The sequence below is a fragment of the Pseudomonas sp. NFACC32-1 genome (genome assembly GCF_900101215.1).
Lineage (GTDB): Bacteria > Pseudomonadota > Gammaproteobacteria > Pseudomonadales > Pseudomonadaceae > Aquipseudomonas.
In genome coordinates, this window is sequence record NZ_FMUL01000001.1 from 868,583 (window position 1) to 895,066 (window position 26,484).

25 protein-coding genes are annotated in these 26,484 nt (G+C 62.9%); 10 read left to right on the top strand and 15 right to left on the bottom strand.

Annotated features, from left to right (window positions below):
* Positions 1–241: 241 nt before the first annotated feature.
* The 6 genes from BLP99_RS03760 to BLP99_RS03785 form a co-directional block, all read right to left on the bottom strand.
* Positions 242–1,219, bottom strand: coding sequence for a 2-hydroxyacid dehydrogenase (locus BLP99_RS03760; RefSeq protein WP_072398925.1), 978 nt, complete (start codon positions 1,217–1,219; stop codon positions 242–244).
* A 16-nt stretch (positions 1,220–1,235) separates the two neighbouring features.
* Positions 1,236–2,534, bottom strand: coding sequence for an MFS transporter (locus BLP99_RS03765; protein ID WP_072398926.1), 1,299 nt, complete (start codon positions 2,532–2,534; stop codon positions 1,236–1,238).
* Positions 2,535–2,622: 88 nt separating this feature from the next.
* Entirely contained in the window at positions 2,623–3,603 is a 981-nt protein-coding gene (locus BLP99_RS03770; RefSeq protein ID WP_072398927.1) for a sugar kinase, read from the bottom strand.
* Entirely contained in the window at positions 3,596–4,378 is a 783-nt protein-coding gene (locus BLP99_RS03775; protein ID WP_092179764.1) for a sugar phosphate isomerase/epimerase family protein, read from the bottom strand. Before BLP99_RS03775 ends, BLP99_RS03770 begins: the two co-directional genes overlap by 8 nt.
* Before the next feature lie 151 nt (positions 4,379–4,529).
* Positions 4,530–5,555, bottom strand: coding sequence for a LacI family DNA-binding transcriptional regulator (locus BLP99_RS03780; RefSeq protein ID WP_072430544.1), 1,026 nt, complete (start codon positions 5,553–5,555; stop codon positions 4,530–4,532).
* Between the two features lie 276 nt (positions 5,556–5,831).
* Positions 5,832–6,185: a hypothetical protein gene (locus BLP99_RS03785; RefSeq protein ID WP_072398930.1), complete on the bottom strand. Its 354-nt coding sequence runs from the start codon at positions 6,183–6,185 to the stop codon at positions 5,832–5,834.
* Positions 6,186–6,615: 430 nt separating this feature from the next.
* On the opposite strand from BLP99_RS03785, the gene BLP99_RS03790 reads away from it, so the two are divergent.
* Positions 6,616–11,484, top strand: coding sequence for an NAD-glutamate dehydrogenase (locus BLP99_RS03790; RefSeq protein ID WP_072430545.1), 4,869 nt, complete (start codon positions 6,616–6,618; stop codon positions 11,482–11,484).
* A gap of 100 nt (positions 11,485–11,584) precedes the next feature.
* Here the strand turns inward: BLP99_RS03790 and BLP99_RS03795 are convergent, their stop codons facing one another.
* The 3 genes from BLP99_RS03795 to pdxR all read right to left on the bottom strand — a co-directional run bounded on the left by BLP99_RS03795 (position 11,585) and on the right by pdxR (position 14,071).
* The gene (locus BLP99_RS03795; RefSeq protein WP_072398932.1) at positions 11,585–11,989 is read right to left on the bottom strand and encodes a cupin domain-containing protein; all 405 of its coding nucleotides are present in this window, start codon (positions 11,987–11,989) and stop codon (positions 11,585–11,587) included.
* Between the two features lie 231 nt (positions 11,990–12,220).
* Complete coding sequence (locus BLP99_RS03800) at positions 12,221–12,514, bottom strand: antibiotic biosynthesis monooxygenase family protein (RefSeq protein ID WP_072398933.1); 294 nt, start codon at positions 12,512–12,514, stop codon at positions 12,221–12,223.
* Between the two features lie 123 nt (positions 12,515–12,637).
* Positions 12,638–14,071 (bottom strand): MocR-like pyridoxine biosynthesis transcription factor PdxR, encoded by a 1,434-nt coding sequence (pdxR, locus tag BLP99_RS03805; RefSeq protein WP_092179766.1) that lies wholly within the window; start codon positions 14,069–14,071, stop codon positions 12,638–12,640.
* Between the two features lie 203 nt (positions 14,072–14,274).
* Here pdxR and BLP99_RS03810 point away from each other — a divergent pair, with 203 nt between their 5' ends.
* A complete protein-coding gene (locus BLP99_RS03810) occupies positions 14,275–14,715 on the top strand; it encodes a carboxymuconolactone decarboxylase family protein (protein WP_072398935.1) in 441 nt (146 codons plus the stop codon).
* A 39-nt stretch (positions 14,716–14,754) separates the two neighbouring features.
* On the opposite strand, the gene BLP99_RS03815 is transcribed toward BLP99_RS03810, so the two are convergent.
* Positions 14,755–15,075: a hypothetical protein gene (locus tag BLP99_RS03815; protein WP_072430547.1), complete on the bottom strand. Its 321-nt coding sequence runs from the start codon at positions 15,073–15,075 to the stop codon at positions 14,755–14,757.
* Between the two features lie 205 nt (positions 15,076–15,280).
* On the opposite strand from BLP99_RS03815, the gene BLP99_RS03820 reads away from it, so the two are divergent.
* The 3 genes from BLP99_RS03820 to BLP99_RS03830 all read left to right on the top strand — a co-directional run bounded on the left by BLP99_RS03820 (position 15,281) and on the right by BLP99_RS03830 (position 17,578).
* Positions 15,281–15,913, top strand: coding sequence for a secretin and TonB N-terminal domain-containing protein (locus tag BLP99_RS03820; RefSeq protein ID WP_072459550.1), 633 nt, complete (start codon positions 15,281–15,283; stop codon positions 15,911–15,913).
* Entirely contained in the window at positions 15,910–16,455 is a 546-nt protein-coding gene (locus BLP99_RS03825; protein ID WP_072430549.1) for a sigma-70 family RNA polymerase sigma factor, read from the top strand. The genes BLP99_RS03820 and BLP99_RS03825 overlap by 4 nt, the downstream gene beginning before the upstream one ends.
* A gap of 181 nt (positions 16,456–16,636) precedes the next feature.
* Positions 16,637–17,578, top strand: coding sequence for a FecR family protein (locus BLP99_RS03830; RefSeq protein WP_072398949.1), 942 nt, complete (start codon positions 16,637–16,639; stop codon positions 17,576–17,578).
* 91 nt (positions 17,579–17,669) lie between these two features.
* On the opposite strand, the gene BLP99_RS03835 is transcribed toward BLP99_RS03830, so the two are convergent.
* Positions 17,670–18,086 carry a hypothetical protein gene (locus BLP99_RS03835; RefSeq protein ID WP_256327603.1) on the bottom strand — a complete coding sequence of 139 codons (417 nt, stop codon included), beginning with the start codon at positions 18,084–18,086 and terminating at the stop codon, positions 17,670–17,672.
* 499 nt (positions 18,087–18,585) lie between these two features.
* On the opposite strand from BLP99_RS03835, the gene BLP99_RS03840 reads away from it, so the two are divergent.
* The 3 genes from BLP99_RS03840 to BLP99_RS03850 are packed head-to-tail and all read left to right on the top strand — an operon-like array spanning position 18,586 to position 21,487.
* Positions 18,586–19,134: a TRAP transporter small permease gene (locus BLP99_RS03840; protein WP_072430551.1), complete on the top strand. Its 549-nt coding sequence runs from the start codon at positions 18,586–18,588 to the stop codon at positions 19,132–19,134.
* Positions 19,131–20,411: a TRAP transporter large permease subunit gene (locus tag BLP99_RS03845; RefSeq protein ID WP_072430552.1), complete on the top strand. Its 1,281-nt coding sequence runs from the start codon at positions 19,131–19,133 to the stop codon at positions 20,409–20,411. The genes BLP99_RS03840 and BLP99_RS03845 overlap by 4 nt, the downstream gene beginning before the upstream one ends.
* Positions 20,412–20,467: 56 nt before the next feature.
* Positions 20,468–21,487, top strand: a complete 1,020-nt coding sequence (locus BLP99_RS03850) for a TRAP transporter substrate-binding protein (protein ID WP_072398942.1) — start codon at positions 20,468–20,470, stop codon at positions 21,485–21,487.
* 137 nt (positions 21,488–21,624) lie between these two features.
* Here BLP99_RS03850 and BLP99_RS03855 read toward each other — a convergent pair whose 3' ends face one another.
* The gene (locus BLP99_RS03855; protein WP_076407118.1) at positions 21,625–22,416 is read right to left on the bottom strand and encodes a transporter substrate-binding domain-containing protein; all 792 of its coding nucleotides are present in this window, start codon (positions 22,414–22,416) and stop codon (positions 21,625–21,627) included.
* A gap of 122 nt (positions 22,417–22,538) precedes the next feature.
* A complete protein-coding gene (locus BLP99_RS03860) occupies positions 22,539–23,417 on the bottom strand; it encodes a LysR family transcriptional regulator (protein ID WP_072398944.1) in 879 nt (292 codons plus the stop codon).
* Positions 23,418–23,517: 100 nt separating this feature from the next.
* Here BLP99_RS03860 and BLP99_RS03865 point away from each other — a divergent pair, with 100 nt between their 5' ends.
* Positions 23,518–23,943, top strand: a complete 426-nt coding sequence (locus BLP99_RS03865; protein WP_072459554.1) for a VOC family protein — start codon at positions 23,518–23,520, stop codon at positions 23,941–23,943.
* A gap of 85 nt (positions 23,944–24,028) precedes the next feature.
* Here BLP99_RS03865 and BLP99_RS03870 read toward each other — a convergent pair whose 3' ends face one another.
* Together BLP99_RS03870 and BLP99_RS03875 are read right to left on the bottom strand one after the other, a co-directional pair.
* Positions 24,029–24,661, bottom strand: coding sequence for a response regulator (locus BLP99_RS03870; RefSeq protein WP_072398946.1), 633 nt, complete (start codon positions 24,659–24,661; stop codon positions 24,029–24,031).
* A gap of 31 nt (positions 24,662–24,692) precedes the next feature.
* Positions 24,693–26,054: a cache domain-containing protein gene (locus BLP99_RS03875; RefSeq protein WP_072398947.1), complete on the bottom strand. Its 1,362-nt coding sequence runs from the start codon at positions 26,052–26,054 to the stop codon at positions 24,693–24,695.
* A gap of 239 nt (positions 26,055–26,293) precedes the next feature.
* On the opposite strand from BLP99_RS03875, the gene BLP99_RS03880 reads away from it, so the two are divergent.
* On the top strand, positions 26,294–26,484 hold a 191-nt coding region (locus tag BLP99_RS03880), incomplete at its 3' end, for a carbon starvation CstA family protein (protein WP_143007928.1).

Genomic DNA, 26,484 nt, shown 5'->3' on the forward strand with positions numbered 1-26,484 from the left:
GTTCGGATAACGTCGGGGCTGGGGGCGTTACTTTAAAGCATGGCGGGGGGTGGCGACTAACGGGATTTTGTCCGGTGTGCGGATTTGTGATCGGTTTGGATTCAAGAGGTGAGGTCGGACCAGGTCGCAATGACGGTCATAGCGTCAGCATGGAAGCAAGCTGAGCCGCACCCTCACGATCAGGCTGGCTTTCACGGAAGATTGGCGGAGCGCCATCCCCTCGCCACAAAAGAAGGACGACTCAGCCTTTCCAGGCGTCGGGGTTGACCAGGTTGGCCGGCCGCTCACCGGCCAGGGCCGCCAGCAGGTTGTCCACCGCGCAGCGGGCCATCGCCTCCCGGGTTTCGTGGGTGGCCGAGCCCATGTGTGGCGTCGCCACCACGTTGTCCATCTGCAGCAGCGGCGAATCCGCATTCAAGGGCTCGCGCTCGAAGACATCCAGCCCCGCGCCACGGATCTGTTTGTTGCGCAGGGCTTCAATCAGCGCCGCTTCGTCCACCACCTTGCCTCGGGAAATATTGATGAAAATACTCTCGGGGCGCATCCGGGCAAACGCCTGGGCGTCGATCAGACCGTGGGTCTCGGCGGTCAAGGGCAAGGTCAGGCAAATGAAGTCCGCCTGCTGCAACAGGCTGTCGAGACTGCAATAACGCGCGTTGAAACGCTGCTCGACCGCAGGCTTGGGTGAGTGGCTGTGGTAGATCACCGGCATGCCGAAGCCGAAGTGCCCGCGCTGGGCCAGGGCTTCACCGATGCGACCCATGCCGATGATACCCAGGGTCTTGCCATGGACGTCGCTGCCGAAATGCTTGGAGCCGATGCTCTGTTGCCAGCCGCCGGCACGGACCAGGTTGGCCAGCTCCACCACGCGGCGAGCGGTGGCCAGGATCAGCGCGAAACCCGTGTCTGCGGTGGTTTCGGTCAGCACGTCGGGCGTGTTGGTGAGCAGGATCCGGCGTTCGGTCAGGTAGTCGATGTCGTAGTTGTCGACCCCCACCGAGACGCTGGCGATGGCTTGCAGGTCTGGCGCCAGGTCCAGCAGCGAGGCGTCCAGCCGGAGGCTGGCCCCCAGCAGGCCATGGGCGCCAGGCAAGGCGTCGCGCAGTTGCGCCAGGCCCTGGGCATCGAGACGTTCGACCAGGGTCACCTGGGCCTGGGCTTGCAGGCGGGCCATCAGTTGTTCGGAAAGGGCCTTGTATAACACCACGTGTTTTTTCATGGGGATCGGTCTCGATTCAGGAGTGGGCGGTCGCCGGGTGTGGCTTGGCGGCCTTGGATTCGACCCGGTCGCTGGCGCCAGGCTTGAGGGCGAGGGTCAGCACCACCGACAGAAGCAGTGCGCCGCTCATCAGCAGGAACGACATGCCTGGAGAACCGGTGGAACCGTTGAGGTAACCCACCAGGTAGGAGCCGCCGAAGGAGCCCAGGGCGCCCATGCTGTTGATCAACGCCATGGCGCCACCTGCGACATTGGCCGGAAGGATCTCCGGGACGATGGCGAAAAACGGCCCGTACGGCGCATACATGCAGGCCCCGGCGACCACCAGCAGGCTGTAGGACCACCAGAAATGCTCGGGCCCCAGCAGGTACGAGGCATAGAACGCGATGGAGGCGACCAGCAGTGGCGGCCAGACGAAACGCTTGCGTTTCTGGGCCTTGTCCGACGCCCAGGACACCACGAGCATGCCGGCCACCGCCGCCAGGTACGGCAAGGACGACAGCCAGCCGGCCTCCACCATGCTCATTTGCTGGCCTGCCTTGAGGATCGACGGCAGCCACAGCACGAACCCATAGACCCCGATGCTCCAGCAGAAGAACTGCAGCGCCAGGATGATGACCTTGGGCGAGCGGAAGGCCTCGGCGTAGTTCTTCACCGCCTTGATGCCGACCTGTTCCGCTGCCAATGCGCTCTCCAGGTCGTGTTTTTCCTGGGCGTTGAGCCATTTGGCCTGGGACGGACGATCATCCGCCAGGCGCCACCAGATAAAGGCCCAGAACACCGCCGGCAGGCCCTCGATGATGAACATCCAGCGCCAGTCGAACTGCTGCACCAGATAACCGGACACCACCGACATCCACAGCATCGTCACTGGGTTGCCGAGGATCAGGAAGGTGTTGGCGCGCGAGCGTTCGGCCCGGGTGAACCAATGGCACAGGTAAACCAGCATGGCCGGCATCACGGCGGCCTCGACCACGCCGAGCATGAAGCGGATCACGATCAGCCAATAGGCATTGGAGACGACGCCGGTCAGCGTCGCCAGCGAGCCCCAGAGTATCAGGCTGACGAAGATCAGCTTCTTGACGCTGTGCTTCTGGGCGTAGATCGCCCCCGGTACCTGGAAGAAAAAGTAGCCGAGAAAAAACAGGGCCCCCAGCAGGGACGACAACCCCGGTGTGATCATCAGGTCCTCGGCCATGCCCGAGGCGGCGGCGAACCCGTAGTTGGCCCGATCCAGATAGGCCAGGCTGTAGGTGATGAACACAATGGGCATGATGTACCACCAGCGGCGGGTGGCGAGGTTGAGCGTTTGCATGTCGTTGACTCCTGAGCTTGTTGTTTTTGTTTGCAGCAGGTGTGTTTTGCGGTGGCCTCTAACGCGAGCAAGCTCGCTCCCACAGGGGTTAACTCGATCCCATGTGGGAGCGAGCTTGCTCGCGATAGGCGGTTTCAAATTCAGCCAGTAACTCAATGCGAGTCGGCAATCCCTCCATGTCTCCACGGCTCTGTACCGCGCGGCTGCCAATCCAGTTGGCGCGCTGCACGGCCTCGGTGATGGCGCGTCCTTCGAGCAACGCACTGACCAGGCCAACGGCAAATCCATCGCCGGCGCCCACGGTGTCCACCACGCGCGCCACCGGCACGCCAGGCACAACGCCTTGTTCAAGCGGCGTGCGGTAATAGGCACCCTGCGCGCCGAGCTTGATCACCACGGCGTCGGCGCCCTGGTCCAGGTAGAACGCGGCGATGTCGGCGGGCTCGTCGTACCCGGTCAGCAGCCGCCCTTCGCCGAGTCCCGGCAAGACCCAGTGGGCGAGGGCGGCGAGGCGATTGACTTCGCCGATCATCGTCGACTCGCTGGCCCACAGGCCTGGTCGCAGATTGGGATCGAACGACAGGCTACGGCCGGCTTCGCGCATGCGGGTCATCAACTCGAAGGCCATCTGCCGAGCCGTGGCCGACAGCGCCGGCACGATACCGGTGGCGTGCAGGTGACGGGCTTGCAGCAGCGCCGGCACGATGGACGCCACCGACAGATGGCTGGCCGCTGAGCCGCGTCGGAAGTATTCGACTTGCGGGTCGCTGCCATCATCGGTACGGGACTTGAACTGGAATCCGGTGGGGTGCGCTGGATCCACCGCCACGTGACTGCAGTCCAGGCCTTCGTTCTCCAGCGTCCGCACCACGAAACGGCCCAGGGAGTCGGCGCCGACCCGGCTCAGCCATGCCACCTGCAAGCCCAGCCGGGACAAGCCGATGGCGACGTTGCTGTCGGCCCCGGCGATGCGTTTATGAAACTGGTTGACGCAGGCCAGATCACCGTTCTGGTCGGCCACCAGCATCGCCATGGTTTCGCCGAACGACAATACATCGAGCTCAGACATGGGCGGGCTCCCGGCTCGATTGCCCAAGTTGGGCGAGGGCGGCCACATGCTCCCTGGTCAACTGCAACAGGTCTTCGCCTTGCAGTGGGTATTCGACGGCCCGCATCACGCCGGCCGGCATCTGTTTGAACAGTTGTCCCCACACATGCAGGTCCGTCACTGCCGGCGGCACGGCCACCAGCTTGCCGTCGGCGCGTCGGGCCACCGCCTTGCAGTGCACATACGCCACATAGCGGCCGAGCTGCCGGGCCGCCATGGCCGCCGATTGGTCCTGCCATTGCCAGTTGCCAATATCGAAGGTCATGCCGATGGGCAACGCTTGCTGCTCGGCTGCGGCGAAGAACCGTTGCAACGGTTCGATTCGCCCGCCCTGCAAGGTCTGGTCGTTTTCCACCAGCAATTGCACCGGGCTTGCGGCGAGCACATCCGCCAAGGCTGACAGGTCATGGGAATCGGTGAAGTGACCGAGGGAGACTTTCAGCCATGTGGAGCCGAACGCCTCGGCACGTTGCAAGGTAGGCGCCAGGGCGGGATTGGGTTTGGACCGGCCCGCGAGCCACAGCTCGAGGGGGGACGAAAAAATGCTCTGCAAACCTTTGGCCTGGGCGCTCGTGGCCAGCTCGGCGGGCTGTTCGGTGGTGAGCAGTTCCTCGCGCCATTCGACCCGCGAGGCGCCGGCGGCGGTCAGCAGATCGATGAAACTGCCTTGGCCATGTTGCCGCACCAGGTCGGCGCCGTAGCTGGAAAGGCTGATGGAAACGGGTGGCTTGTTCATTGTTGTCACACCTCTGAAACCGGTTTCAGTTCTGGTCAAAAAAAGGGGGAGCTTCAGGGCCTCATCGCGAGCAAGCTGGCTCCCACAGGGGTCTTCAATGCGCTACAGATCCAGTGTGGGAGCGAGCTTGCTCGCGATAGCGCCCTCACCATCACCGACCATTGCCAAGCGTCGACCCACGCTCGATCAACCGCGCCGCAAAATCCAGGGTCCGCACCGGCCCGCTGTCGCCGCGCAAGCGCTTGAGCAGGCATTCGAATGCACTGGCGCCGATCTCGGCAGTGGGTTGGGCGAGGGCCGTGATGCCGCTGCCCACCAACGGATACCAGTCCAGGTCGTCGAGGGCGATCAGGCCCACGTCGTCGAACAGGTCGCAGCCCAGTTCACGCAACACCCGGGTGGCGGACAAGGCTGCAATGCCATTGGCGCAGAACAGCGCCTTGGGGCCCCGGTCCGGCTGGGCCAGGAAGGTCTCGATGCGCGTGGTCAACTGATCGCAGATTTCCACCACGGTGCCGCAGAGGGCGGGGCGCTGCTCGATGCCAGCCTTGAAGCTCTCGACCCGCTCGATTCGCGAGCTGGTCCCGTCGAACGGCTCGGTTACCAGCAGCAGGTCACGGTAGCCTCGCTGTTCAAGGTGATCGAGGGCCATCGTCACGGCGGCGGGGTTGTCCAATCCCACCAGGTCGCTGTCGAGCCTGTCGACCTTGCGGTCCACCAGTACCAGGGGCATCTCGTTGCGCAGTTCGAGCAGTTCGTCCCGGTGATGGCCGAGGGTGTTCACGATCAAGCCTTCGATGTTGTAGGCGCGCAACAGCGCCAGGTGCTGGCGTTCCTGCTCGTCGTCCCGGTCGGTGTTGCATACCACCAGGCTGTAGCCATGGCGACGGCAGGCGGTTTCCACACCATGCATCACGGCAATCGAATAAGGGTTGCGGATATCGGCCACCAGCATGCCGATCAGGCGAGTACGGCCGCGCTTGAGGCCGCGGGCCATCTGGTTGGGACGGTAGCCCAGTTCACTGATCGCTTGCTCGATGCGCCGGGCGATGGCTTCGGAGAGCAGGGCGCGGTCCTCGCCGATGAACCGCGAGACGCTGGCCTTGGAGACCCCGGCGCGTTCGGCCACATCAAGCATGGTGACGCGGCTGCGCTGGGCGGCGGAGAAAGAATTCACGGATGGAAACCTGCTTATTGGAATTATTCAGCGGTTCTGAAACCGGTTTCAGGAAACCTCAGAACCCAGTCGCCCGTCAAGGGCGTCTCGATGCGAGAGCGACCGACGGTTGCCACGTCGCGAACGGTTTTGAGGTGACGGTCACTCTCTTGCAAGCTGAGCCGCCGCTATCGCGAACAAGCTCGCTTGCACGATGGTGACTTGCACAGGTTGGTGAACGACGCCAGTCCTGTGGGAGCGAGCTTGCTCGCGATAGCGTCCATTGAAACGCTGGAATCAGTCCTGTCTTACGTAGGTCCCCGTACCCCGGAGAATGTTCTGCAGGGTCAACTCCACTTCCACCAGATCCGCCGCATCGGTGCAGTGGCTGATTTCCAGCACGTCGTCGCCATTGAGAGCATCGACGTGCGCCGCGGCGATCTCGATCTTCAGCAGGGTCGGGCTGAGGGTCACCTTTACACCATCCAGTGTCGAAGGCTCGCCATCGAGCGCGATCTCCAGCTCGTCCTCGTCGGGATAACGGCTCATGAGGAACATTTCGCCCTGGGCGCTGTGGCAGCAGAGCATGGCCATGTTGTCTTCTTCTTCATCACACGGGTTGGCGATCAGAAGGGCGGTGGTCATTTTCAAGGTGATGGCTCCAGGATCGAGTGCACGTGCGGGGTGCAAAAAGTGGATTCTGCCAGCGCGAAGGATTTTCTGCTGGTTTACCGCCTCTGGGTGCCGTTTGGTCCCCAGCCTGCTAGGGTTGTCCGGTGCGTACCGGCTGTTTAGCTAGCCGTTGACCGAATATGTCGCAGCGCTGCAAGCATGCTCGTTGTCGCACTCGTTAAGCTGCGCAACGGATGCGCACCTGCCAAGAGCACCGTGGGGTGTTTTTGGCAGGTGTTCATCACATGGAAGGTTACATGGAAAAGGAATGTGACCTGCGGGTCTTGTCCAGCTTCACCCACCTGTCGTCCTGTTTCCTCTGCCCGAGAACCAGGAACAGGATGGCCGGCAGCCCGAGAGGGGTTGCACGACGCTTTCATCAATAACAAGCCCAAGCGGAGTACCACAGATGGCGTTCTTCACCGCAGCCAGCAAAGCCGACTTCCAGCATCAACTGCAAGCGGTACTGGCGCAGCACATCAGTGAACAGGCACTGCCACAAGTGGCGCTGTTCGCTGAACAATTCTTCGGCATCATTTCCCTCGATGAACTCACCCAGCGCCGGTTGTCCGACCTCGCCGGTTGCACCCTGTCTGCCTGGCGCCTGCTTGAGCGCTTCGATCACGCGCAACCGCAGGTGCGTGTGTACAACCCCGATTACGAACGTCACGGCTGGCAATCGACCCACACCGCCGTGGAAGTGCTGCACCACGACCTGCCGTTCCTGGTGGACTCGGTGCGTACCGAGCTGAACCGTCGCGGCTACAGCATCCATACCCTGCAAACCACTGTGCTGAGCGTGCGCCGTGGCGCCAAGGGCGAGTTGCTGGAAATCCTGCCCAAGGGCACCCAGGGCGAGGGGATCCTGCAAGAGTCGTTGATGTACCTGGAAATCGACCGCTGCGCCAACGCCGCCGAACTCAACGTCCTGAGCAAGGAACTCGAGCAGGTGCTGGGCGAAGTGCGCGTGGCCGTGGCCGACTTCGAACCGATGAAAGCCAAGGTCCAGGACATCCTGGTGGGCCTGGACAACAGCGCCTACGCCATCGACGCCGATGAAAAGAGCGAAATCAAGACCTTCCTGGAGTGGCTGGTGGGCAACCACTTCACCTTCCTGGGCTATGAAGAGTTCGTGGTCCGTGAAGATGCCGAGGGTGGGCACATCGAGTACAACCCCGATTCGTTCCTCGGCCTGACCAGGCTGCTGCGCGCCGGCCTGACCGCCGATGACCTGCGCATCGAGGACTACGCCGTCAACTACCTGCGTGAACCGACTCCGCTGTCGTTCGCCAAGGCCGCGCACCCGAGCCGCGTCCATCGTCCGGCCTACCCGGACTATGTGTCGATCCGTGAAATCGACGCCGACGGCAAGGTCATCAAGGAATGCCGTTTCATGGGCCTGTACACCTCCTCGGTGTACGGCGAAAGCGTGCGGGTCATCCCGTACATCCGCCGCAAGGTCGAGGAAATCGAGCGGCGCTCGGGCTTCCAGGCCAAGGCGCACCTGGGCAAGGAACTGGCCCAGGTACTGGAAGTCCTGCCCCGTGACGACCTGTTCCAGACGCCGGTGGACGAGCTGTTCAGCACCGTGATGTCCATCGTGCAGATCCAGGAGCGCAACAAGATCCGCGTGTTCCTGCGCAAAGACCCGTATGGCCGTTTCTGCTACTGCCTGGCCTACGTGCCGCGCGACATCTATTCCACCGAAGTGCGCCAGAAGATCCAGCAAGTGCTGATGGATCGCCTCAAGGCCACGGACTGCGAATTCTGGACCTTCTTCTCCGAGTCCGTGCTGGCTCGTGTGCAGTTGATCCTGCGGGTGGACCCGAAGAACCGTATCGACATCGACCCGCTGCTGCTGGAAAAGGAAGTGGTACAGGCCTGCCGCAGCTGGAAGGACGACTACGCCAGCCTGGTCATCGAGAGCTTCGGCGAAGCCCAGGGCACCAACGTGCTGGCGGACTTCCCCAAAGGCTTCCCGGCCGGCTACCGCGAGCGCTTTGCCGCCCATTCGGCGGTGGTGGACATGCAGCACCTGCTGAGCCTGAACGAAACCAATCCGCTGGTGATGAGCTTCTACCAGCCATTGGGCCAGGTATCCGGCCAGCGCGAGCTGCATTGCAAGCTGTACCACGCCGACGCGCCGCTGGCCCTGTCCGACGTGTTGCCGATCCTGGAAAACCTCGGCCTGCGCGTGCTGGGTGAGTTCCCGTACCGCCTGCGCCACAACAACGGCCGCGAGTTCTGGATCCACGATTTCGCCTTCACCGCCGCCGAAGGCCTGGACCTGGACATCCAGCAGCTCAACGACACCCTGCAGGACGCTTTCGTGCACATCGTGCGCGGCGATGCCGAGAACGATGCGTTCAACCGCCTGGTGCTGACCGCCGGCCTGCCATGGCGCGATGTGGCGCTGCTGCGAGCCTATGCCCGTTACCTGAAGCAGATCCGCCTGGGCTTCGACCTGGGTTACATCGCCAGCACCCTGAACAACCACACCGATATCGCTCGCGAACTGACCCGGTTGTTCAAGACCCGCTTCTACCTGGCACGCAAACTCAGCGGCGACGACCTGGAAGACAAGCAACTGCGCCTGGAACAGGCGATCCTCACGGCCCTGGACGATGTCCAGGTGCTCAACGAAGACCGCATCCTGCGTCGCTACCTGGACCTGATCAAGGCCACCCTGCGGACCAACTTCTACCAGACCGACGCCCACGGCCAGAACAAGTCGTACTTCAGCTTCAAGTTCAACCCGCACCTGATCCCGGAACTGCCCAAGCCGGTGCCCAAGTTCGAGATCTTCGTGTACTCGCCACGGGTCGAGGGCGTGCACCTGCGCTTCGGCAATGTGGCTCGCGGCGGCCTGCGCTGGTCCGACCGTGAAGAGGATTACCGCACCGAAGTGCTGGGCCTGGTAAAAGCCCAGCAGGTGAAGAACTCGGTGATCGTGCCGGTGGGGGCCAAGGGCGGATTCCTGCCACGTCGCCTGCCACTGGGCGGCAGCCGGGACGAGATCGCGGCCGAGGGCGTTGCCTGCTACCGCATCTTCATCTCGGGCCTGCTGGACATCACCGACAACCTGAAGGACGGCGCCCTGGTGCCGCCGGCCAACGTGGTGCGGCATGACCATGACGACCCGTACCTGGTGGTGGCGGCGGACAAGGGCACCGCGACCTTCTCCGACATCGCCAACGGCATCGCCATCGACTACGGTTTCTGGCTCGGCGACGCGTTCGCCTCGGGCGGCTCGGCCGGTTACGACCACAAGAAGATGGGCATCACCGCCAAGGGCGCGTGGGTGGGCGTGCAGCGCCACTTCCGCGAGCGTGGCATCAATGTCCAGGAAGACAGCATCACCGTGGTGGGCATCGGCGACATGGCCGGCGACGTGTTCGGCAACGGCCTGCTGATGTCCGACAAGCTGCAGCTGGTGGCGGCGTTCAACCACCTGCACATCTTCGTCGACCCGAATCCGGATCCGGCCAGCAGCTTCGCCGAGCGCAAGCGCCTGTTCGACCTGCCGCGTTCGGCCTGGACCGACTACGACACCAGCATCATGTCCGAAGGCGGCGGTATCTTCTCGCGCAGCGCGAAAAGCATCGCCATCACGCCACAGATGCAGGAACGATTCGACATCAAGGCTGACAAGCTGACCCCGACCGAACTGCTCAATGCCTTGCTCAAGGCACCGGTGGACCTGTTGTGGAACGGCGGTATCGGCACCTACGTCAAGGCCAGCAGCGAGAGCCACGCCGACGTCGGCGACAAGGCCAACGATGCACTGCGGGTGAACGGCAACGAGCTGCGCTGCAAGGTGGTGGGCGAGGGCGGCAACCTGGGCATGACCCAGCTGGGTCGCGTCGAGTTCGGCCTGCATGGCGGCGCCACCAACACCGACTTCATCGACAACGCCGGTGGCGTGGACTGCTCCGACCACGAAGTGAACATCAAGATCCTGCTCAACGAAGTGGTGCAGGCCGGCGACATGACCGACAAGCAACGCAACCAGTTGCTGGCGAGCATGACCGACGAAGTCGGTGGCCTGGTGCTGGGCAACAACTACAAGCAGACCCAGGCCCTGTCCCTGGCGGCCCGCCGTGCCTTCGTGCGGATCGCCGAATACAAGCGCCTGATGAACGACCTGGAAGCCCGGGGCAAGCTGGACCGCGCCATCGAGTTCCTGCCGACCGAGGAGCAACTGGCCGAACGCGTCGCGGCGGGCCATGGCCTGACCCGTGCCGAGCTGTCGGTGCTGATCTCCTACAGCAAGATCGACCTCAAGGAGGCGCTGCTCAACTCCCTGGTGCCGGACGACGACTACCTGACCCGGGACATGGAAACCGCGTTCCCGCCGACCCTGGTGAGCAAGTTCTCCGAAGCCATGCGTCGCCATCGTCTCAAGCGCGAGATCGTCAGCACCCAGATCGCCAACGACCTGGTCAACCACATGGGCATCACTTTCGTCCAGCGGCTGAAAGAGTCCACTGGCATGAGCCCGGCGAACGTGGCGGGTGCGTATGTCATCGTTCGGGATATCTTTCACCTTCCACACTGGTTCCGCCAGATCGAAGCCCTGGACCACCAGGTCTCGGCGGACGTCCAGCTGGAACTGATGGACGAGCTGATGCGCCTGGGACGCCGCGCGACGCGCTGGTTCCTGCGCAGCCGCCGCAACGAGCAGAACGCCGCCCGCGACGTCGCGCACTTCGGTCCGCACCTGGCGGCGTTGGGCCTCAAGCTCGACGAACTGCTGGAAGGTCCGACCCGCGAAGGCTGGCAGACCCGCTACCAGGCCTATGTGGCGGCCGGCGTGCCGGAGTTGCTGGCGCGCATGGTGGCAGGCACCACGCACCTGTACACCTTGCTGCCGATCATCGAGGCATCCGACGTGACGGGCCAGAACGCCGCCGATGTGGCCAAGGCCTACTTCGCCGTGGGCAGCGCCCTGGACGTCACCTGGTACCTGCAGCAGATCAGCGCCTTGCCAGTGGAAAACAACTGGCAGGCCCTGGCCCGCGAAGCGTTCCGCGATGATGTCGACTGGCAGCAGCGGGCGATCACCATCTCGGTCCTGCAACAGGGCGATGGCACCCAGGACGTGGAAACCCGCCTGGCGCTGTGGCTGGAGCAGCATCACAGCATGGTCGAGCGCTGGCGTGCGATGCTGGTGGACATCCGTGCCGCCAACGGTACCGACTACGCCATGTACGCGGTGGCCAACCGCGAACTGCTGGACCTGGCGTTGAGCGGTCAGGCGGTCGTGACGGCCAACTGATCCGGCGTTGAATGAAAAGCCCCGCATCGCGAGATGCGGGGCTTTTTTGCCTTTCAGGATTGACTGTGGCCCCTGTGGAAGCGAGCTTGTAGTGTGATCGTCAGTTTTTCAGCGGTATCAATACCGCTTCATCCTTTCCCATCACCATGAACACCAGCAGTTTCGCCGGCTCGGTCGCGCTGGCGTTTTTCGAGACCAGGTGCTCGGAACCCGCCGCTTCATACCAGAACTCCCCGGCCTTGTAGGTGGTCGCCGGCTCGCCCTTGACCTGTGAGGTGATGGCGCCTTCGAGCACATAGGCCATGGCCGTGCCTTCATGTTTGTGGGCAATGGAGGATTGGCCCGGCGCGTAGTCGACCGTGAGCATCATGGTTTTTTTACCGGGCAGGTTCTTCAACGCCTTTTCCTGCAGCACCGTGACCTTTTCCGAAGGCGCGGTTTCATGGGCGTAGGCCTGGGCGAGGGGCAGCAGGCCGAGGGCGGCGATCAGGCAGAGTGTTTTCATGGGGACATGACCTGTGTGGTTGTGAGTGGATTCGCGCTGTTGCGGCGATGAATCCACCCTAAGCCCCAGGGTGAAGCAAGCAAACGTCCAATCTTGCGGAAGGTGGGTAGACCAATGATGGGGGCGAATCCACAGCAGGCTGGCCAGTGCGATGAGCTGGCCAGCCCCTTTGCGGTGAGCGGATCAATCCCCTCACCACAATCTGGCCGGGCAGCAATAAAGCGGCGACCTTCAGACAATCGGGAAGCTGTTGAAGTCCACGCTGCGGGCCAGGCGATTGTCGATCAGGCCGATGAAGCCTTGCACTTCGGGGCAATTGAAGTGGGCCTGCATGGCCGCTTCCGATTGCCAGCGGGCGCTGACGGTCCAGCGATCGCCGTCCTCCGGGCAACGGTCGACCATATAGGCGTCGCAGCCCGGCTGGGCACGCAGGGTTTCGACGATCTGCTGCAATTGCCGGCCCAGCTCTTCCGAGCGGCCGGCGGCAGCCTGCACCTGTACGGTATTGATCACTTGGCGAGTCATTGCGCTGGCTCCTGAATCAAGTCGGACGGGGTTGTTCGGCACTCAACGGCACCTGTGCAGGATAGGCCCCCCAGGCCAAGGCTAAAACAGCCAATGGGCGGATAAATGACCAGTCCAATCGCCTCAGGCGAGCTGTTGCAGGATGTCCCGCAAGCGGTCCAGGGCGGTGTCGATGTCCAGGGTTTCGATCGCGCCAAAACCCAGGAACAGGCCCGGGCGGACCGGCGCTTCGTTGAAGAAGCCGTCGAGGCTGTACAAGCCGATTTCGGCTTTCTTCGCCAGCTCGATCACCAGCGCCAGGTCGATCGGCACCTTGCACAGTACCGCCAGGTGAAAGCCCGCGGTGGTGGGCACGGCTTCGAACCAGGGAGACAGGTCCCCGGCCATGCGGGCCAGGATGCGTTCGCGCCGACCGGCGTAGAGGGTGTGGCATCGACGGATGTGCTTGAGCAGGCAGCCCTCGGCGATGAACTTGGCCAAGGCCCATTGGGGCAGGGTGGAGGTGTGCTGGTCGGTGAGGCGCTTGGCCAGGATCACCGCTTCGAGAATGGCCGGTGGCAGGATGGCGTAACCAAGCCGCAGTTCCGGCAGCAGCGTCTTGGAGAAGGTCCCGACGTACGCCACGATGCCGCGTTCGTCCATGCTCTGCAGGGAGTCGGCAGGGCGTCCTTCGTAGCGGAACTCGCTGTCGTAGTCGTCCTCGATGATGATCGCCCCCAGCTCGTAGGCCCTTGCCAGCAAGGCCTGGCGCCGCGCCTGGCTCATGGGCATGCCCAACGGGAACTGGTGGGAAGGGGTCACGTAGATCAGCCGCGTACCGTCGGGAATCAGGTCCACGCGCATGCCTTGGTCGTCCACCGGCACGCCGGCCACCGTCGCCCCATGGGAACCGAACAGCAGGCGCGCCGGTGGGTAGCCCGGGTCTTCCATGGACACCAGGCTACCGGGACAGGTCAGTACTCGCGAGATCAGGTCCAGGGCCTGTTGTGCGCCGTTGCACACCACCACGTCGTCATCCTGGCAATTGACCCCGCGGGAAAACGCGACGTGCCGGGCAATGGCATTGCGCAGCGCCGGCAGGCCTTCGGGCTGGCTATAGAAACCCTTGTGGCTGGCGATCTGGCGCAGGGCATGGGCGGTGCAGCGGCGCCAGTCGTCCAGGGGAAACTGGCCCTTGCCGGTGGCGCCACCGATGAAGTCGTAGCGCAGGGCACTCTCGACGCTGGGGTGGCGCATCAGGTCCGGCATGTTGCGCCAGGCTTGCACCACCTCGGCGCCGGCCAGCTCCCGGTGGCTCTGCTTGTGCACGATCCTGGCCGGATGGGCGTTGACGTAGGTGCCCTTGCCTATGATGCCGGTCAGGAAGTTCTCATAGGTGAGCTGCGCATAAGTATCGGAAACCGTCTTGCGAGACACCCCCAGCTGTTCGGCCAGCAACCGACTGGGGGGCAGTTGGGTACCGGCGGCCAGGCGGCCGCTTTCGATGGCGCTGCGTAATTGTTGATACAACTGGCTCGTCAGGTCCTTGCGGCCGTTGATGACGACATGAAGTTCCATACCCGCTGGCTCCTGGGGCAATTGGTTGCGGCGAGCATCAAAGGGGCAAGATTACCCGTATTGGATAAGCGCGTAGAAGTTGCGTGGTGAAAATCCCGCCTATTGGCTTCTGGACGGTGGTCCCGGTTTTTTCGTTGAATTGGACCTGTCCCTGGCGGCCCGCAGGCCCTACCGTGACGCTATCGAACGCCACGGAGCCCGCCATGAGCCAGCGTCTGGATTACTACAGCGCCTCCCCCGGGGCGATGAAAGCGATGATCGGCCTGGAAGCGCTGGCCAGTCGCCTGAGCATCGAGCCGGCGCTGCTGCACCTGATCAAGATTCGTGCCTCGCAGCTCAACGGCTGCGCTTTTTGCACGGACATGCACTCGGTGGACGCGCGACGCCAGGGTGAGACCGAACGACGCCTCTACGCCGTGGCGGTCTGGCGCGACAGCGGCTTTTTCAACCTGCGCGAACGTGCTGCCCTGGCCTGGACCGAAGCGGTCACGCTATTGGCCGAAAGCCAGGTGCCGGATGACGTCTATGCCCTGGCCCGTAGTCAGTTCGCCGAAGAAGAGCTGGTGGACCTGACCCTGGCGATCAGCACCATCAACGCCTGGAATCGTCTGGCGGTGAGTTTCCGTCAGAGTCCCAGCGCTTGATCGACACGGCACCCGGACGGCTGTTGAGGCGCAGCGAAGTCATTGGCCGCTGGCTGGCCTCTGGGGCTTGACCGACGTGCCGAACGTATTGCCCATGCGCACCCCGGTAGCCGCCGGTGTTGCCAGGCCGACGCTGTTGGGCGGCCGCCGCTCGACGGGCACGTCCAGGGCTTCCCGGGCCTGTCGAGCGGCGGCCGCGGCCTGTGGATCGTTGCCCATCTGACGGCTCAGGCAGTTGTAGTCGGGGGTCTTGTAGCCACCCACCGTCACCTCGATACAGGCCGGCGCCTCGTCGCCCCAGGCGCTGCAAAGCACCGTGAACAATCCCACTCCCGCCGTCATGCCCATCCACTGTTTCATCGCTGACCTCCTGGCCCGTCACCGCGGACGGTGCGTTGTCAGGGCATCAGTCTAGTGCGGTCCGAGGGATTTGTATCAGGTGTCATACGACATTCATAAACAGCCCTCAGGATGACGTTTTTCAACGGATACGTCAGTCGTGCAGCAAGGCAGCGCCAGGGGTGGATGCAGGCGTGGATTGACCAGGCCCCCCTTGGGTTGGCTGATGGTGTGGTTGTGTCTGCTGGCCGCTCCGGTGCGGGCTGTTGGCCTGGTGGAGCTGGACATCGCGCCCCAGGCATTGACCACGGCGCTGGAGCAGTTCAGCCGGGCGACCGGCATGGCGGTGCTGGTGGACCACGGGTTGTCGAGCCGACGCCAGACCCTGGGTGTCCAGGGGCGATTCACGCCTTCCGAAGCCTTGAACGTATTGCTGCGCGGTACAGGGCTTGCGGCGCATTACGCCCGGGCGGACGCCTTCACGTTGCAGCCGGTGCGGGTCCGTGAAGTCGCGCTGCCTCCCGGCGCTGCGCCGGGGTTGAGTGAAGGCAATTATGCGGCGGCCATCCAGGCGGTCATCCAACGCAATTTGTGTGCGTCGCCACTGACCCGTCCGGGCAGCTTTCGCGCGTTGCTGCAGGTGTGGATCGGCCGCGACGGGGTGGTCCAGCACACTCGCCTGGTCGCTTCCACCGGGGATCTGATGCGTGACAAGGCCCTGGTCAACAGTATGCAGAACCTCAGGATCGACCGCCCGGCGCCCTCGTCGTTGCGCCAGCCGGTGACCCTGCTCTTGTTACCCGACTCATCAGGAAAACGCATGGAATGCACAGCAGGGGAAGGGGGGTTCGGGCAATGAAAGACACTGGTCGCAACCCGATGGTCAGGCTTTTCCTCACCTCCTACGAGGATTTCAAGGTTCGCCTGCGCCGACGCCTGGGTTCCGAGGAACTGGCCAACGATGTGTTGCACGAGACCTACCTGCGAGTCGATCGCATGGACGACACGCCGGACATCGCCCAGCCCAACGCCTATCTGTATCGCATGGCCCTGAACATCGCCGCCGACCGCCGGCAAGCCGATGCTCGCCTGCTGACCGGCGGCGAGATCGACGAACTGCTGCAGGTTTCGGATGAGGCGCTGGACCCGGCCCGGGTCGTGGGCGGGCAGAAGGAACTGCAGACCTTGCTCAAGGCACTGTATGAATTGCCGGCGCGCCGGCGCAGGATTTTCATCGCGGCGCGCCTGGAAGAAGCACCGCACCTGGAAATTTCCCAGCGATTCGGTATTTCCACCCGGATGGTGGAGAAGGAAATCAAGGCCGCGCTGGGGCATTGCGCCCAACGCCTGGAAAGAAAAGTCATTCAACGGTTCGGTCCCGGGGCGGGAAAACAGTCTTGAAGGTTAGGCTGTGTACGAAAAGTGCCTGCGCGACGACCCTGCTGCCGTTGAGAACAGGCTCGCAACGCTCATTGGCAACCCGTCAACTGCGCTTGCTCGCCTGTTTTCGCCTGGCCTGCTCGCCGCGTGGCGACTTTACGTACAACCCTTGGATCGGATCAATTCGTGAGTACGTGTGCGCTTGAACATCTTCAGCATCGCTTCCCCTGATGCCACGCCAGAGGCTCGACTGGCCGACGAGGCCCGAGACTGGCTGATCCTGCTGACCTCGGGACGGGCCACCGTGGCCGATGCCCGGGCCTTGCGCCAATGGTGTGGGCAAAGCCCCGCGCACGCCCAGGCATTCGAGCAGGCCAAGGCGCTTTGGCAGGGGCTGCTGCCGGCCGCCGAGGCCATGCAGGCACCGCGGCATTTCGGCCGTCGGGCATTCCTGGGCGGGGCCATCGCGGCATCGGCGGGTTTCCTGTTGATCAGGACGATGGTGCCCGGCGGAATTTCCGGGCTGGGAGCCGACTACGTCACCGAGGTTGGCGAGCAGCGGCGGGTGGAACTGGGCGATGGAATCAGCCTGGAGCTCAATACCCAGACCCGCCTGAGTCGCCGTGCGCTGGCAGAGGGAGGGCAGGCACTGGAGTTGCTGGCTGGAGAGATCGAAGTGCAGGGGCGCAGTGTCTCGACGGTCAGCGTCCAGGCCGGCACTGGCTGGATCAGCGCTGCACGGGCACGGTTCAACATCCGCTACGTGGACCAGAGCGTCTGCACTACCTGCCTGGAAGGCGTCGTGCAGGTGCAGGTACAGGGGCAGAGCTTGCGTCTGGAGCCGGGCATGCAATTGACCTACGGCAATGGCCGTACCGGCCAGCCACAGAACGCCGATGTATCGGCTGCCGTTGCCTGGCGCGAGCAAGTGCTGGTCTTCAACGACGCCACGTTGGCCAGCGTCATCGATGAAATCAACCGCTACCGTCCGGGCATGTTGTTGCTGCTCAATCGTGAGTTGGGCCAGCGCAAGGTCCAGGCGCGCTTCCGTCTCGATCAACTGGCTGGCGTGGCGCTGCTGATCCGCGACGCCTACGGGGCCCGATGCATCGAATTACCGGGTGGGGTAGTGGTACTCAGTTGAAGCCACTAGTGCTTTGCGAGCCGTCTCGAAGCTGGCGTGGCGGCACTCTCTGTCACGCCACGCAGCTTCTCGAAGGGCATTGACGGGACCTTCAGGCGACGGTCGCGGCGCTGCGTTCGCGCAGCTCCTGCAAGCGATCGGCGCCGCCTTCGGCGACACGATTCTCCAGCAAGCGGTCGGACCCGCCCTCGGCGACACGACGTTCCAGCAAGCGATCGGACACGCCCTCGGCGACACGACGTTCCAGCAAGCGATCGGACACGCCCTCGGCGACACGACGTTCCAGCAAACGGTCGGACCCGCCCTCGGCGACACGACGTTCCAGCAAACGGTCGGACCCGCCCTCGGCGACACGACGTTCCAGCAAGCGGTCGGAGCCGCCCTCAGCCAGGTGTTGCGCAGCCTGGCTGTGGGGCGTTGCGCTCGCCGAGGCGACATTCGCCACGCCGACCCCGCCAACCAGGGTCAGGGCCAGTGCCAGGGAGGATATCTTCGAGAAACTGAGCATGGTGGTTCTCCTTGCGTTCAAGTGGATTGGGTCCGTGGCAGCGAAGGGTGTTGCTGTCCGGTGATCACAGTTAAACGCCTGGATGTATCGACGCTGTGTGGCGGGAGAGGGCGAAATCGACGGTTTCGTATCTGTCGCGGGTTCATATACAGACCGATACAAATCCGTTGTAGACCTGCCTGCCAGTGCTCAATTCCGAGGACTTTCCCTAGCCGATAATCGCACGCTTTGTACGGTGGGCACGCCTGGGTTATTGACCGAACTAACCGGTTGGTACATTTTAGGCGCAACAGTCTTGTCCGATACGGCGGGGCTCATAATAAAAATAGAGGAACACCCTATGCGCAGCCGTCCGCGGGCACCCCACGCTCTCTCTTCGCTCTGTCGTTTCATTCCTGAAGCCATTTGCGTCTCCGGTTCGACCCGGTAGCGGCCCACGCCGCTGCGGTCCTATCGCGCCGCCGAGGCCGGCGCTCGACAAACCCGAGAGGTCTTCAAGATGACCAAAGTCGTCGATCTGTATTTCAAGTTGCTCAAGTTGCTGATTGTCCTGTGCATGGTCGCGATGATCGTGCTGGTATTCGGTAACGTCGTGCTGCGTTACGCCTTCAACTCCGGCATCAGCGTGTCCGAGGAGCTGTCGCGCTGGTTCTTCGTCTGGATGATTTTTCTCGGCGCCCTGGTGGCACTCAAGGACCGCGCGCACCTGGGCATGGACAGCCTGGTCAAGCGTCTGCCAGCGGCCGGCAAGCGCGCCTGCCTGGTCATCGGGCATCTGCTGATGCTGTACATCTGCTGGTTGATCTTGCTGGGCAGCTGGCAGCAGGCGGTGATCAACCTGCAGGTGGTCGCACCGGCATCCGGTCTGTCCATGGCGCTGTTCTATGCCGCCGGCCTGGTATTCGGTGCCAGTGCCGCGCCGATCCTGCTTCATGAACTCTACCTGGCCCTGTTCGGCAAGCTCGGCGACGACGAGCTGGTGATGATCAAGGACAACGACGCTACGCAAGCGCTGGCGCATAACCCCATCAAGAGTGACCGCCCATGACACTGGCCATTTTCCTCGGGTCCCTGATGGGCAGCATGGCGCTGGGCATACCCATCGCGTTTGCCTTGCTGGTGGTCAGTGTGGCGTTGATGGTCTACCTGGACCTGTTCGACGCGCAGATCATTGCCCAGAACCTGCTCAATGGCGCCGACAGCTTTCCGCTGATGGCGGTGCCGTTCTTCATGCTGGCCGGCGAAATCATGAATGTCGGCGGCTTGTCCAAGCGCATCGTCAACATTGCCATGGCCCTGGTAGGGCATAAGCGCGGTGGCCTCGGTTACGTGGCGATCATCGCGTCCTGCCTGCTGGCATCGCTCTCCGGCTCCGCCGTCGCCGACGCGGCCGCACTGGCGGCGTTGCTGGTGCCGATGATGGTGCTGGCCGGGCACTCCCGGGGCCGGTCGGCCGGCCTGATCGCGGCCGGCAGCATCATTGCGCCGGTCATTCCCCCCAGCATCGGTTTCATTGTGTTTGGCGTGGCGTCCGGTGTGTCGATTTCCAAGCTGTTTCTGGCCGGCATCGTGCCAGGGCTGTTGCTGGGCGCTTCGCTGGCCGTGGCCTGGTGGTACATCTCGCGCAACGAGCATGTGGAAACGCCCCCCAAGCGCTCCCGCGCCGAAGTACTGCGCACCCTGCTCGACGGCAGTTGGGCGCTGGGCCTGCCCCTGATCATCATCCTGGGCCTGAAGTTCGGCATCTTCACCCCCACCGAAGCCGCAGTGGTGGCGGCGGTCTACTCGCTGTTCGTGTCCCTGGTGATCTATCGGGAAATGAAAGTCAGCCAACTGTACGAAGTGATCCTGTCCTCGGCCAGGACCACTTCGGTGGTGATGCTGCTGGTGGCGGCGGCCATGGTTTCATCCTGGCTGGTGACCATTGCCGACCTGCCGGGTCAGTTGGCGGAGCTGCTGGCACCCTTCATGGACAACCAGACCCTCCTGCTGCTGGTGATGATGGCGTTGATCATCCTGGTGGGAACGGTCATGGACATGACGCCGACCATCCTCATCCTCACGCCGGTGCTGATGCCCGCGGTCATCCAGGCGGGGATCGATCCGGTGTATTTCGGCGTGCTGTTTCTGATCAATACGGCCATCGGCCTGATCACCCCGCCCGTGGGCACGGTACTGAATGTGGTGTGCGGCGTGGCGAAGCTGGATTTCGAGGAGATCGTCCGCGGGGTCTGGCCGTTCATGCTCGCGCAATTCGTGGTGCTGTTCCTGCTGGTGCTGTTCCCGCAACTGGTCCTCGGGCCGTTGAAGTTCTTCACCGGATGAGCCCGGTGCAAGCCTGGTCAGCTCGACCTCAACAACAATAATGAATGGAGAGTGACATGCGAAAACTGATGAAGACCCTGTTGGCCGGGGCATGTGCGACGGGGTTGCTGCTGGGCAGCGTGGCCGGCCATGCGGACGAGATACGCGAGCGCACCCTGCGATTCGCGTTCCAGAACGTCAAGGAACATCCACAGGGCCAGGGGGCGCAGAAGTTCGCCGACCTGCTCAGCGAAAAGAGCGGCGGCAAGATCAAGGTCCGCCTGTTCCCCGGCGGCACGCTGGGCGGTGACGTGCAGACGGTGTCTGCCCTGCAGGGCGGTACGCTGGATATCACCGTGCTCAACTCGGGCATCCTGGCGGCCCAGGCACCGGACTTCGCCATGCTCGACTTTCCGTTTCTGTTCAACGACGCCGCCGAGGCCCATGCGGTGATCGACGGACCGGTCGGCCAGAAGCTCGCAGCGCAACTGGACAGCAAAGGGTTGGTCGGCCTGGGCTACTGGGACCTGGGGTTTCGCCACCTGACCAACAGCAAGCATCCGGTGAACCGGCTCGAAGACATGCAGGGCCTGAAGATTCGGGTCATTCAGTCGCCCATCTACCTGGAAACCTTCTCCGCGCTGGGGGCCAACCCCGTGCCGATGGCGTTCCCCGAGGTCTACACCGGTCTTGAACAACACACCATCGACGGCCAGGAGAACCCGTTCACGGTGATCGAGGGCAACAAGTTCTACGAGGTGCAGAAATACCTGTCCGTCACGGGCCATATCTTCAACCCGCAATCGTTGATTATCAGCCAGAAGACCTGGAATCGCCTCAACGATGCTGAAAAAACCATGATTCGCGAGGCCGCCGCCCAAGCGCAGCACTTCCAGCGGGAAGTCACCGCGGCGAGCATGGACAAGGCCAAGGCGACGCTGGCTGGCGCGATGACCGTCAACGAACTCACCCCGGCCGAGAAAGATCGCTTCCGCGAGCGGGTGCGGCCGGTGATCGACAAGTTCGCCCAGTCCCTGGACGCCAACCTGGTGAAGATGATGTACGACGAAATCGCCAAGGTGCGGGCAGGACAGTGAGCTGAATCGGGTCCCGTTCAAGTCTGTGGGAGCGCGCCTGCTCGCGATGGCGGTGTGTCAGCGACTTGCAGTGTGGCTGACCTGGCGCCATCGCGGGCAGGCTCGTTCCCACAGCCTGACGCATCGTTATCAGAGCGTTATCGAGCCCCTGGCACCGCCAGCCACTGCCCGATGACTTTCTGGTAGCTGCCATTGGCCTTGCTCAGGTGCAGCCACTGGTCCACATACATTTTCCAGGTGGTGTCGTCCCGAGGCAGCAGATAGGCCTTCTCGCCATATTGCAGGTAGCGGGTCGGGTTGACGGCGCAAAGGCCAGGCTTGAGTTTCTGTTGGTAGAGGGCTTCCGACGCATCGGTGATCATCACGTCGGCCCGCTTGTCCAGCAGCTCCTGGAAGATGGTCACGTTGTCATGGAAACTGAGCTGGCCCTTGGGCAGGAAGGCCCGTACGAAGGCTTCGTTGGTGCCGCCGGCGGGCTCCACCAGGCGCACCGAGGGCTGGTTGAGCTGCTCGATGGTCTGGTAGCGCGACTGGTCTTCGCAGCGCACCAGCGGGATTTTTCCGTCCACGTCCAGGGTGTCACTGAAAAACCCTTTCTTCTGGCGTTCCAGGGTCACGGAAATCCCGCCCATGCCGATGTCGCACTTGCCTGCCAGCATGTCCGGCATCAGGGTCTTCCAGGTAGTCTGCACCCACTGCACCTTCACCCCCAGGCTCGTGGCCAGGGAGCGTGCCATGTCGATGTCGATGCCTTCGTATTCACCGCTTTCAGCCTTGTAGGTGTAGGGCTTGTAGTCACCGGTGGTGCAGACCTTGAGCTCGCCGCGTTGCAGGACCTGATCCAGATGGGAAGGGGCCGGCTCGGCCATGACGCTGCCGCACAGCGCCATCAGGCCGCAGAACGTCATTGTGCTTATTGTGTTTTTCATAGGGACGCACATCTCGCAAGGGAAGGGGACAAGACGGGCCAGTGTAGTGAAAGTGCTTGCAGGCTGTCACCGAAGGCGTGGGCTGGGCATGCTTGCGCCCGCGGTGGCGGCAGGGCTCGTGTTCAAGGGCCGTCCGGTCGGATATGTTCGCTCATCAATTGCACGAGCGATCCCACAGGCTCGCTCAGGCTTTGGGGGCGACGATGCACGAGGCCGATATCACGGTGAAAAGTGTGCTCCCCCAGCTCCACCACCCGGACGTCGCCGGGCCAGTCCTGATGGGCGGCGGTCTGGGGAATCAGCGCGACCCCCACGCCTTTTCCCACCAGTTTGATGATCGCATCCAGTTCATCCAGCTCGCATATTTCTCGCAGGTTGACAGGCATCCGGCTGAGGAATCGGTCCACCTGCCTGCCGCCGAAAGAAGAGCGGTCATAACGGATGAAGGGCTGGCTGGCGAGCAGTTCGGTCCAGTCATCCCCGGGCACATCGGCGGGTACGATCAATCGGTAGGGCTCACGGACCAGAGTGGCCCAGCGCAGGTCGCTCTGCAGTGAGAAAGGCGGGCGAATGATGAGGGCCATGTCGATCTCACCGGCGTCCACAAGGTTGATCAACTCGATCGACAGGCCGGGTATCACGCGGGTTCGGCATTGCGGATACTGTCGGTGGAACTTCGCCAGCGCGTCCGGCAGGAACGAGCGCTGTACCGAGGCGATGGCGCCGATGTTGATCAAGACACTGGCGGGCGCACCGATGCTGGCGGAGCCCAGGTTGTCGTACAGGCGCAGCAGGTCCTGGGCCTGGAGCAGGATTTGATGACCCATCCGATTGAGCTGGGCGCTACGACCCTTGCGATCGAAGATCGGGAAGCCCAGCTCGGCTTCCAGACGCTGCATCTGGGCGCTGACGGCGGCCTGGGTCAGGCCGATTCGGTGGCCGGCGGCGGCGAACGTGCCCTCGCGGCAGACGGCGACCAGTGTTTTGAGTTCTTTGATCATTCACAAAGAATAGTTGTGTTCCTGAGCGATTTATATTGATTTTTTTATCTTCTGCGCGGCGCTAGGCTGGTTTCCCTGACCTCAAACCCCTGGAGTCCCGATGAGTATCGCGCCTTTTCACCTGGCTATCCCTGTATATGACCTCGCGGCCGCCCGCGCTTTCTACGGCCAAGTGTTTGGCCTGGGAGAAGGGCGGTCCAGCGCCCAATGGGTCGATTTCAATTTTTTCGGACATCAGCTGGTGATCCATGAACATCCGAAGACGCCGTCCCAGGAAAGCGTCCATAGCAACCCGGTGGACGGTCATGACGTTCCTGTCCCGCATTTTGGCGTGGTGCTGGGCTGGCAGGAATGGGAAGCGTTGGCCGAACGCTTGAAGTCCTTCGGCACCGAATTCGTGATCGAGCCCTATATTCGCTTCCAGGGCCAGGTTGGCGAACAGGCGACCATGTTTTTATTCGATCCGTGTGGTAACGCGCTGGAATTCAAGGCCTTCAAGGACATGGGCCAGCTGTTCGCGAAGTGAAGCGAGGCACCTGCCGGAGCCATGGCGCCGTTGCAACCTTGCGTGGACGGTTCCGCCCGCTGCATCCGCGTCAGCCGTCCACTGTTCAGCTGGATATGATCCCGTGATCGATGGCGTACTTCGCCAGTGCCGCGGGTTTGTCGATGTTGAGCTTGCGGCGGATGCTCAGGCGGTGGGTCTCGACGGTGCGCACGCTGATGTCCAGTTCCCGGGCCATTTCCTTGTTGTTCAGGCCCTGGACCATCTTGCGCAGCACCTGGCTCTCGCGAGGGGTCAGTTCGTTGTCGGTGTTCGGATCGGCGGCGAGCCGCTGGGCGATCTCGGCGCTGTAGAAGGTGCCGCCGCTGATGATGGCTTCGATGGCGGCGATGATTTCCCGCGATGGGGCGTTCTTGAGCACGTAGCCACTGGCGCCGGAGCGCACGGACTCGCTCACGTATTCATGATTGTCGTACATGCTGAGCATGAGGATCTTGAGGCTGGGGTACTGCTTGCCCAGCAGCCGGGTCAGTTCCAGTCCGTTCATGTCCTTGAGGCCGATGTCCATCAGCAGCAGGTCCGGCTGGCAACGACCGATCATTTCCAGCGCTTGCTCGCCGTTCTCCGCTTCACCGACCACCTCCAGTTGCGGCATGACGGACAGCAAGGCCCTGATGCCGTCGCGGACCAGGGAATGATCGTCCACCAGCGCGACACGGATTACAGGGGGCAGGCTCATGGGCAGGCGCTCTTGTTGTAATGGGGGCTCATCAGCTTTGCGTGACCGACATGTTCATGGGGAGCAGGACGTCCAGTTCGCTTCGTCCGGGTGTCGAGGTCAGTTCCAGGCGGCCGCCGAAATGCTCGACCCGTTCGCGGATATTACGCAGGCCGATGCCAGCATGGCCACGTTCGACCTGGGGCACGTTGAAGCCCATGCCGTCATCCACCACCGTCAGGCGCAAGGACTGGCCCGAACCGAACAGGGTGATGGCGACCCGCTTGGCTCCGGCGTGGCGTTCGATATTGGTCAAGGCCTCCTGGGCGATGCGGAACAGCGAGACGGGGGCGCCATTTTCCAGCCGGCAGTCGAATTCGTTGCTTCGATAGGACACTTCGAGCCCGCTGCGCTGTTCGAACTCGGCGGCGAGCTGGCCGATGGCGGCCGGCAGGCCCAGGGTATCGAGCAGGGAGGAGCGCAGGTCATGGGAAATGCTGCGGATTTCGCCGATGGCCTGGCCCAGCCGGTCGGTGGCGTTCTTCAGGATACCCAGGCCATTTTCCTGGCCATTCTCAAGGACATGGCTGGCGAGTTCGAACTGGAACTTTATCGACACCAGCACCTGGCTGATGCCGTCGTGAAGCTCGCGAGACACCCGTGAGCGCTCTTCCTCCTGCAAGCTGACGATGCGCTGGTTCAGCCGTTGCAGTTTCTTGTCGGCCAGGCGGTGCTCACTGACGTTCAGGGTCATGCCGCCGGCGAATACCAGCAGCACCGCCACCAATGCCACCGCGGCGATGGCCTGCATGGTGGTGTGGATGCCCTGGGCCACTTCATCGCGGGCCTTCTGGGTGGCGAGTTCGACATCCTCCAGGTAGATCCCGGTGCCGAGCATCCAGCCCCAGCGATCGAGCATGACCACATAGGCCAGTTTGTCGGTCACCTGGCCGGAGGAGGGCTTGTTCCAGGCATAGCGCTGGAAGCCTTCGCCTGACTCGGCGCTTTTGATCAGCGCCTGGATGACGGGCAGGCCGTGGGGATCCTTCATGTCCCAGAGGTACTGGCCCACCAGTTCCGACTGGCGTGCATGCATCAGGCTGCGGCCCTGGCGATCGTAGACGAAGAAATAACCGTTGATGCCGAAGCTGAGCTTGCGCAACTCCTCCAGCACTTGCTGCTGGGCCTTTTCGTCCCCCTGTCCATCGTTGTACAGCGGGGCGATCAGGCTCTGCGCCATCTCGACATAGTTCTTCAACTCGGCGCGCTTGCTGGCCAGGATGCTGTCTTCGATCAGTTGCGCCTGCTGATCACCCAACTGGCGGTTGAGGGAAATCACCAGCACGCAGATGACAGCGATCGCCAGGACCAGGGGCAGGATCCCGAGGGCGACGATTTTGTGTTTGAGCAGCATCTGTACTCCTGTCCGGGCCTGGCGAGGGGAGGCGTGATGACTGGCATCATATGCCAAACATCCTACCCGATAGCAGACCTGTGCAAGCAAGCCCGGCCCTGCAAGACCGACGGCGTCTACGTAGTACTACGGATTTATTTATTGACGGCTTGCACCGATATTGGGCCGGCTCCGAATAGCCGGGGCACATTATAAAAACAATCGCCGCAGTCCTCTTGGACATCGGCAGGAGACACGCAATGACAACCCGTCTGGTTAAACACCTCGCCTGGTTTGCCGTGGCTGTTCTGGGAGCCTGTGCGTTGAGTGTCGTGGCCTTGCGCCGCGGCGAACCCATCAACGCCCTCTGGATCGTCGTCGCAGCCGTGGCCATCTACCTGGTCGCCTACCGCTACTACAGCCTTTTCATCGCCAACAACGTGATGCAACT

What these genes read in the sequence shown, in the direction of transcription:
- BLP99_RS03760 (WP_072398925.1), bottom strand. Translation starts at nt 1,219, where the DNA reads ATGAAAAAACACGTGGTGTTATACAAGGCCCTTTCCGAACAACTGATG.
- BLP99_RS03765 (WP_072398926.1), bottom strand. Translation starts at nt 2,534, where the DNA reads ATGCAAACGCTCAACCTCGCCACCCGCCGCTGGTGGTACATCATGCCC.
- BLP99_RS03770 (WP_072398927.1), bottom strand. Translation starts at nt 3,603, where the DNA reads ATGTCTGAGCTCGATGTATTGTCGTTCGGCGAAACCATGGCGATGCTG.
- BLP99_RS03775 (WP_092179764.1), bottom strand. Translation starts at nt 4,378, where the DNA reads ATGAACAAGCCACCCGTTTCCATCAGCCTTTCCAGCTACGGCGCCGAC.
- BLP99_RS03790 (WP_072430545.1), top strand. Translation starts at nt 6,616, where the DNA reads ATGGCGTTCTTCACCGCAGCCAGCAAAGCCGACTTCCAGCATCAACTG.
- BLP99_RS03795 (WP_072398932.1), bottom strand. Translation starts at nt 11,989, where the DNA reads ATGAAAACACTCTGCCTGATCGCCGCCCTCGGCCTGCTGCCCCTCGCC.
- BLP99_RS03800 (WP_072398933.1), bottom strand. Translation starts at nt 12,514, where the DNA reads ATGACTCGCCAAGTGATCAATACCGTACAGGTGCAGGCTGCCGCCGGC.
- pdxR (WP_092179766.1), bottom strand. Translation starts at nt 14,071, where the DNA reads ATGGAACTTCATGTCGTCATCAACGGCCGCAAGGACCTGACGAGCCAG.
- BLP99_RS03810 (WP_072398935.1), top strand. Translation starts at nt 14,275, where the DNA reads ATGAGCCAGCGTCTGGATTACTACAGCGCCTCCCCCGGGGCGATGAAA.
- BLP99_RS03815 (WP_072430547.1), bottom strand. Translation starts at nt 15,075, where the DNA reads ATGAAACAGTGGATGGGCATGACGGCGGGAGTGGGATTGTTCACGGTG.
- BLP99_RS03820 (WP_072459550.1), top strand. Translation starts at nt 15,281, where the DNA reads ATGGTGTGGTTGTGTCTGCTGGCCGCTCCGGTGCGGGCTGTTGGCCTG.
- BLP99_RS03825 (WP_072430549.1), top strand. Translation starts at nt 15,910, where the DNA reads ATGAAAGACACTGGTCGCAACCCGATGGTCAGGCTTTTCCTCACCTCC.
- BLP99_RS03835 (WP_256327603.1), bottom strand. Translation starts at nt 18,086, where the DNA reads ATGCTCAGTTTCTCGAAGATATCCTCCCTGGCACTGGCCCTGACCCTG.
- BLP99_RS03840 (WP_072430551.1), top strand. Translation starts at nt 18,586, where the DNA reads ATGACCAAAGTCGTCGATCTGTATTTCAAGTTGCTCAAGTTGCTGATT.
- BLP99_RS03845 (WP_072430552.1), top strand. Translation starts at nt 19,131, where the DNA reads ATGACACTGGCCATTTTCCTCGGGTCCCTGATGGGCAGCATGGCGCTG.
- BLP99_RS03850 (WP_072398942.1), top strand. Translation starts at nt 20,468, where the DNA reads ATGCGAAAACTGATGAAGACCCTGTTGGCCGGGGCATGTGCGACGGGG.
- BLP99_RS03855 (WP_076407118.1), bottom strand. Translation starts at nt 22,416, where the DNA reads ATGAAAAACACAATAAGCACAATGACGTTCTGCGGCCTGATGGCGCTG.
- BLP99_RS03860 (WP_072398944.1), bottom strand. Translation starts at nt 23,417, where the DNA reads ATGATCAAAGAACTCAAAACACTGGTCGCCGTCTGCCGCGAGGGCACG.
- BLP99_RS03865 (WP_072459554.1), top strand. Translation starts at nt 23,518, where the DNA reads ATGAGTATCGCGCCTTTTCACCTGGCTATCCCTGTATATGACCTCGCG.
- BLP99_RS03870 (WP_072398946.1), bottom strand. Translation starts at nt 24,661, where the DNA reads ATGAGCCTGCCCCCTGTAATCCGTGTCGCGCTGGTGGACGATCATTCC.
- BLP99_RS03875 (WP_072398947.1), bottom strand. Translation starts at nt 26,054, where the DNA reads ATGCTGCTCAAACACAAAATCGTCGCCCTCGGGATCCTGCCCCTGGTC.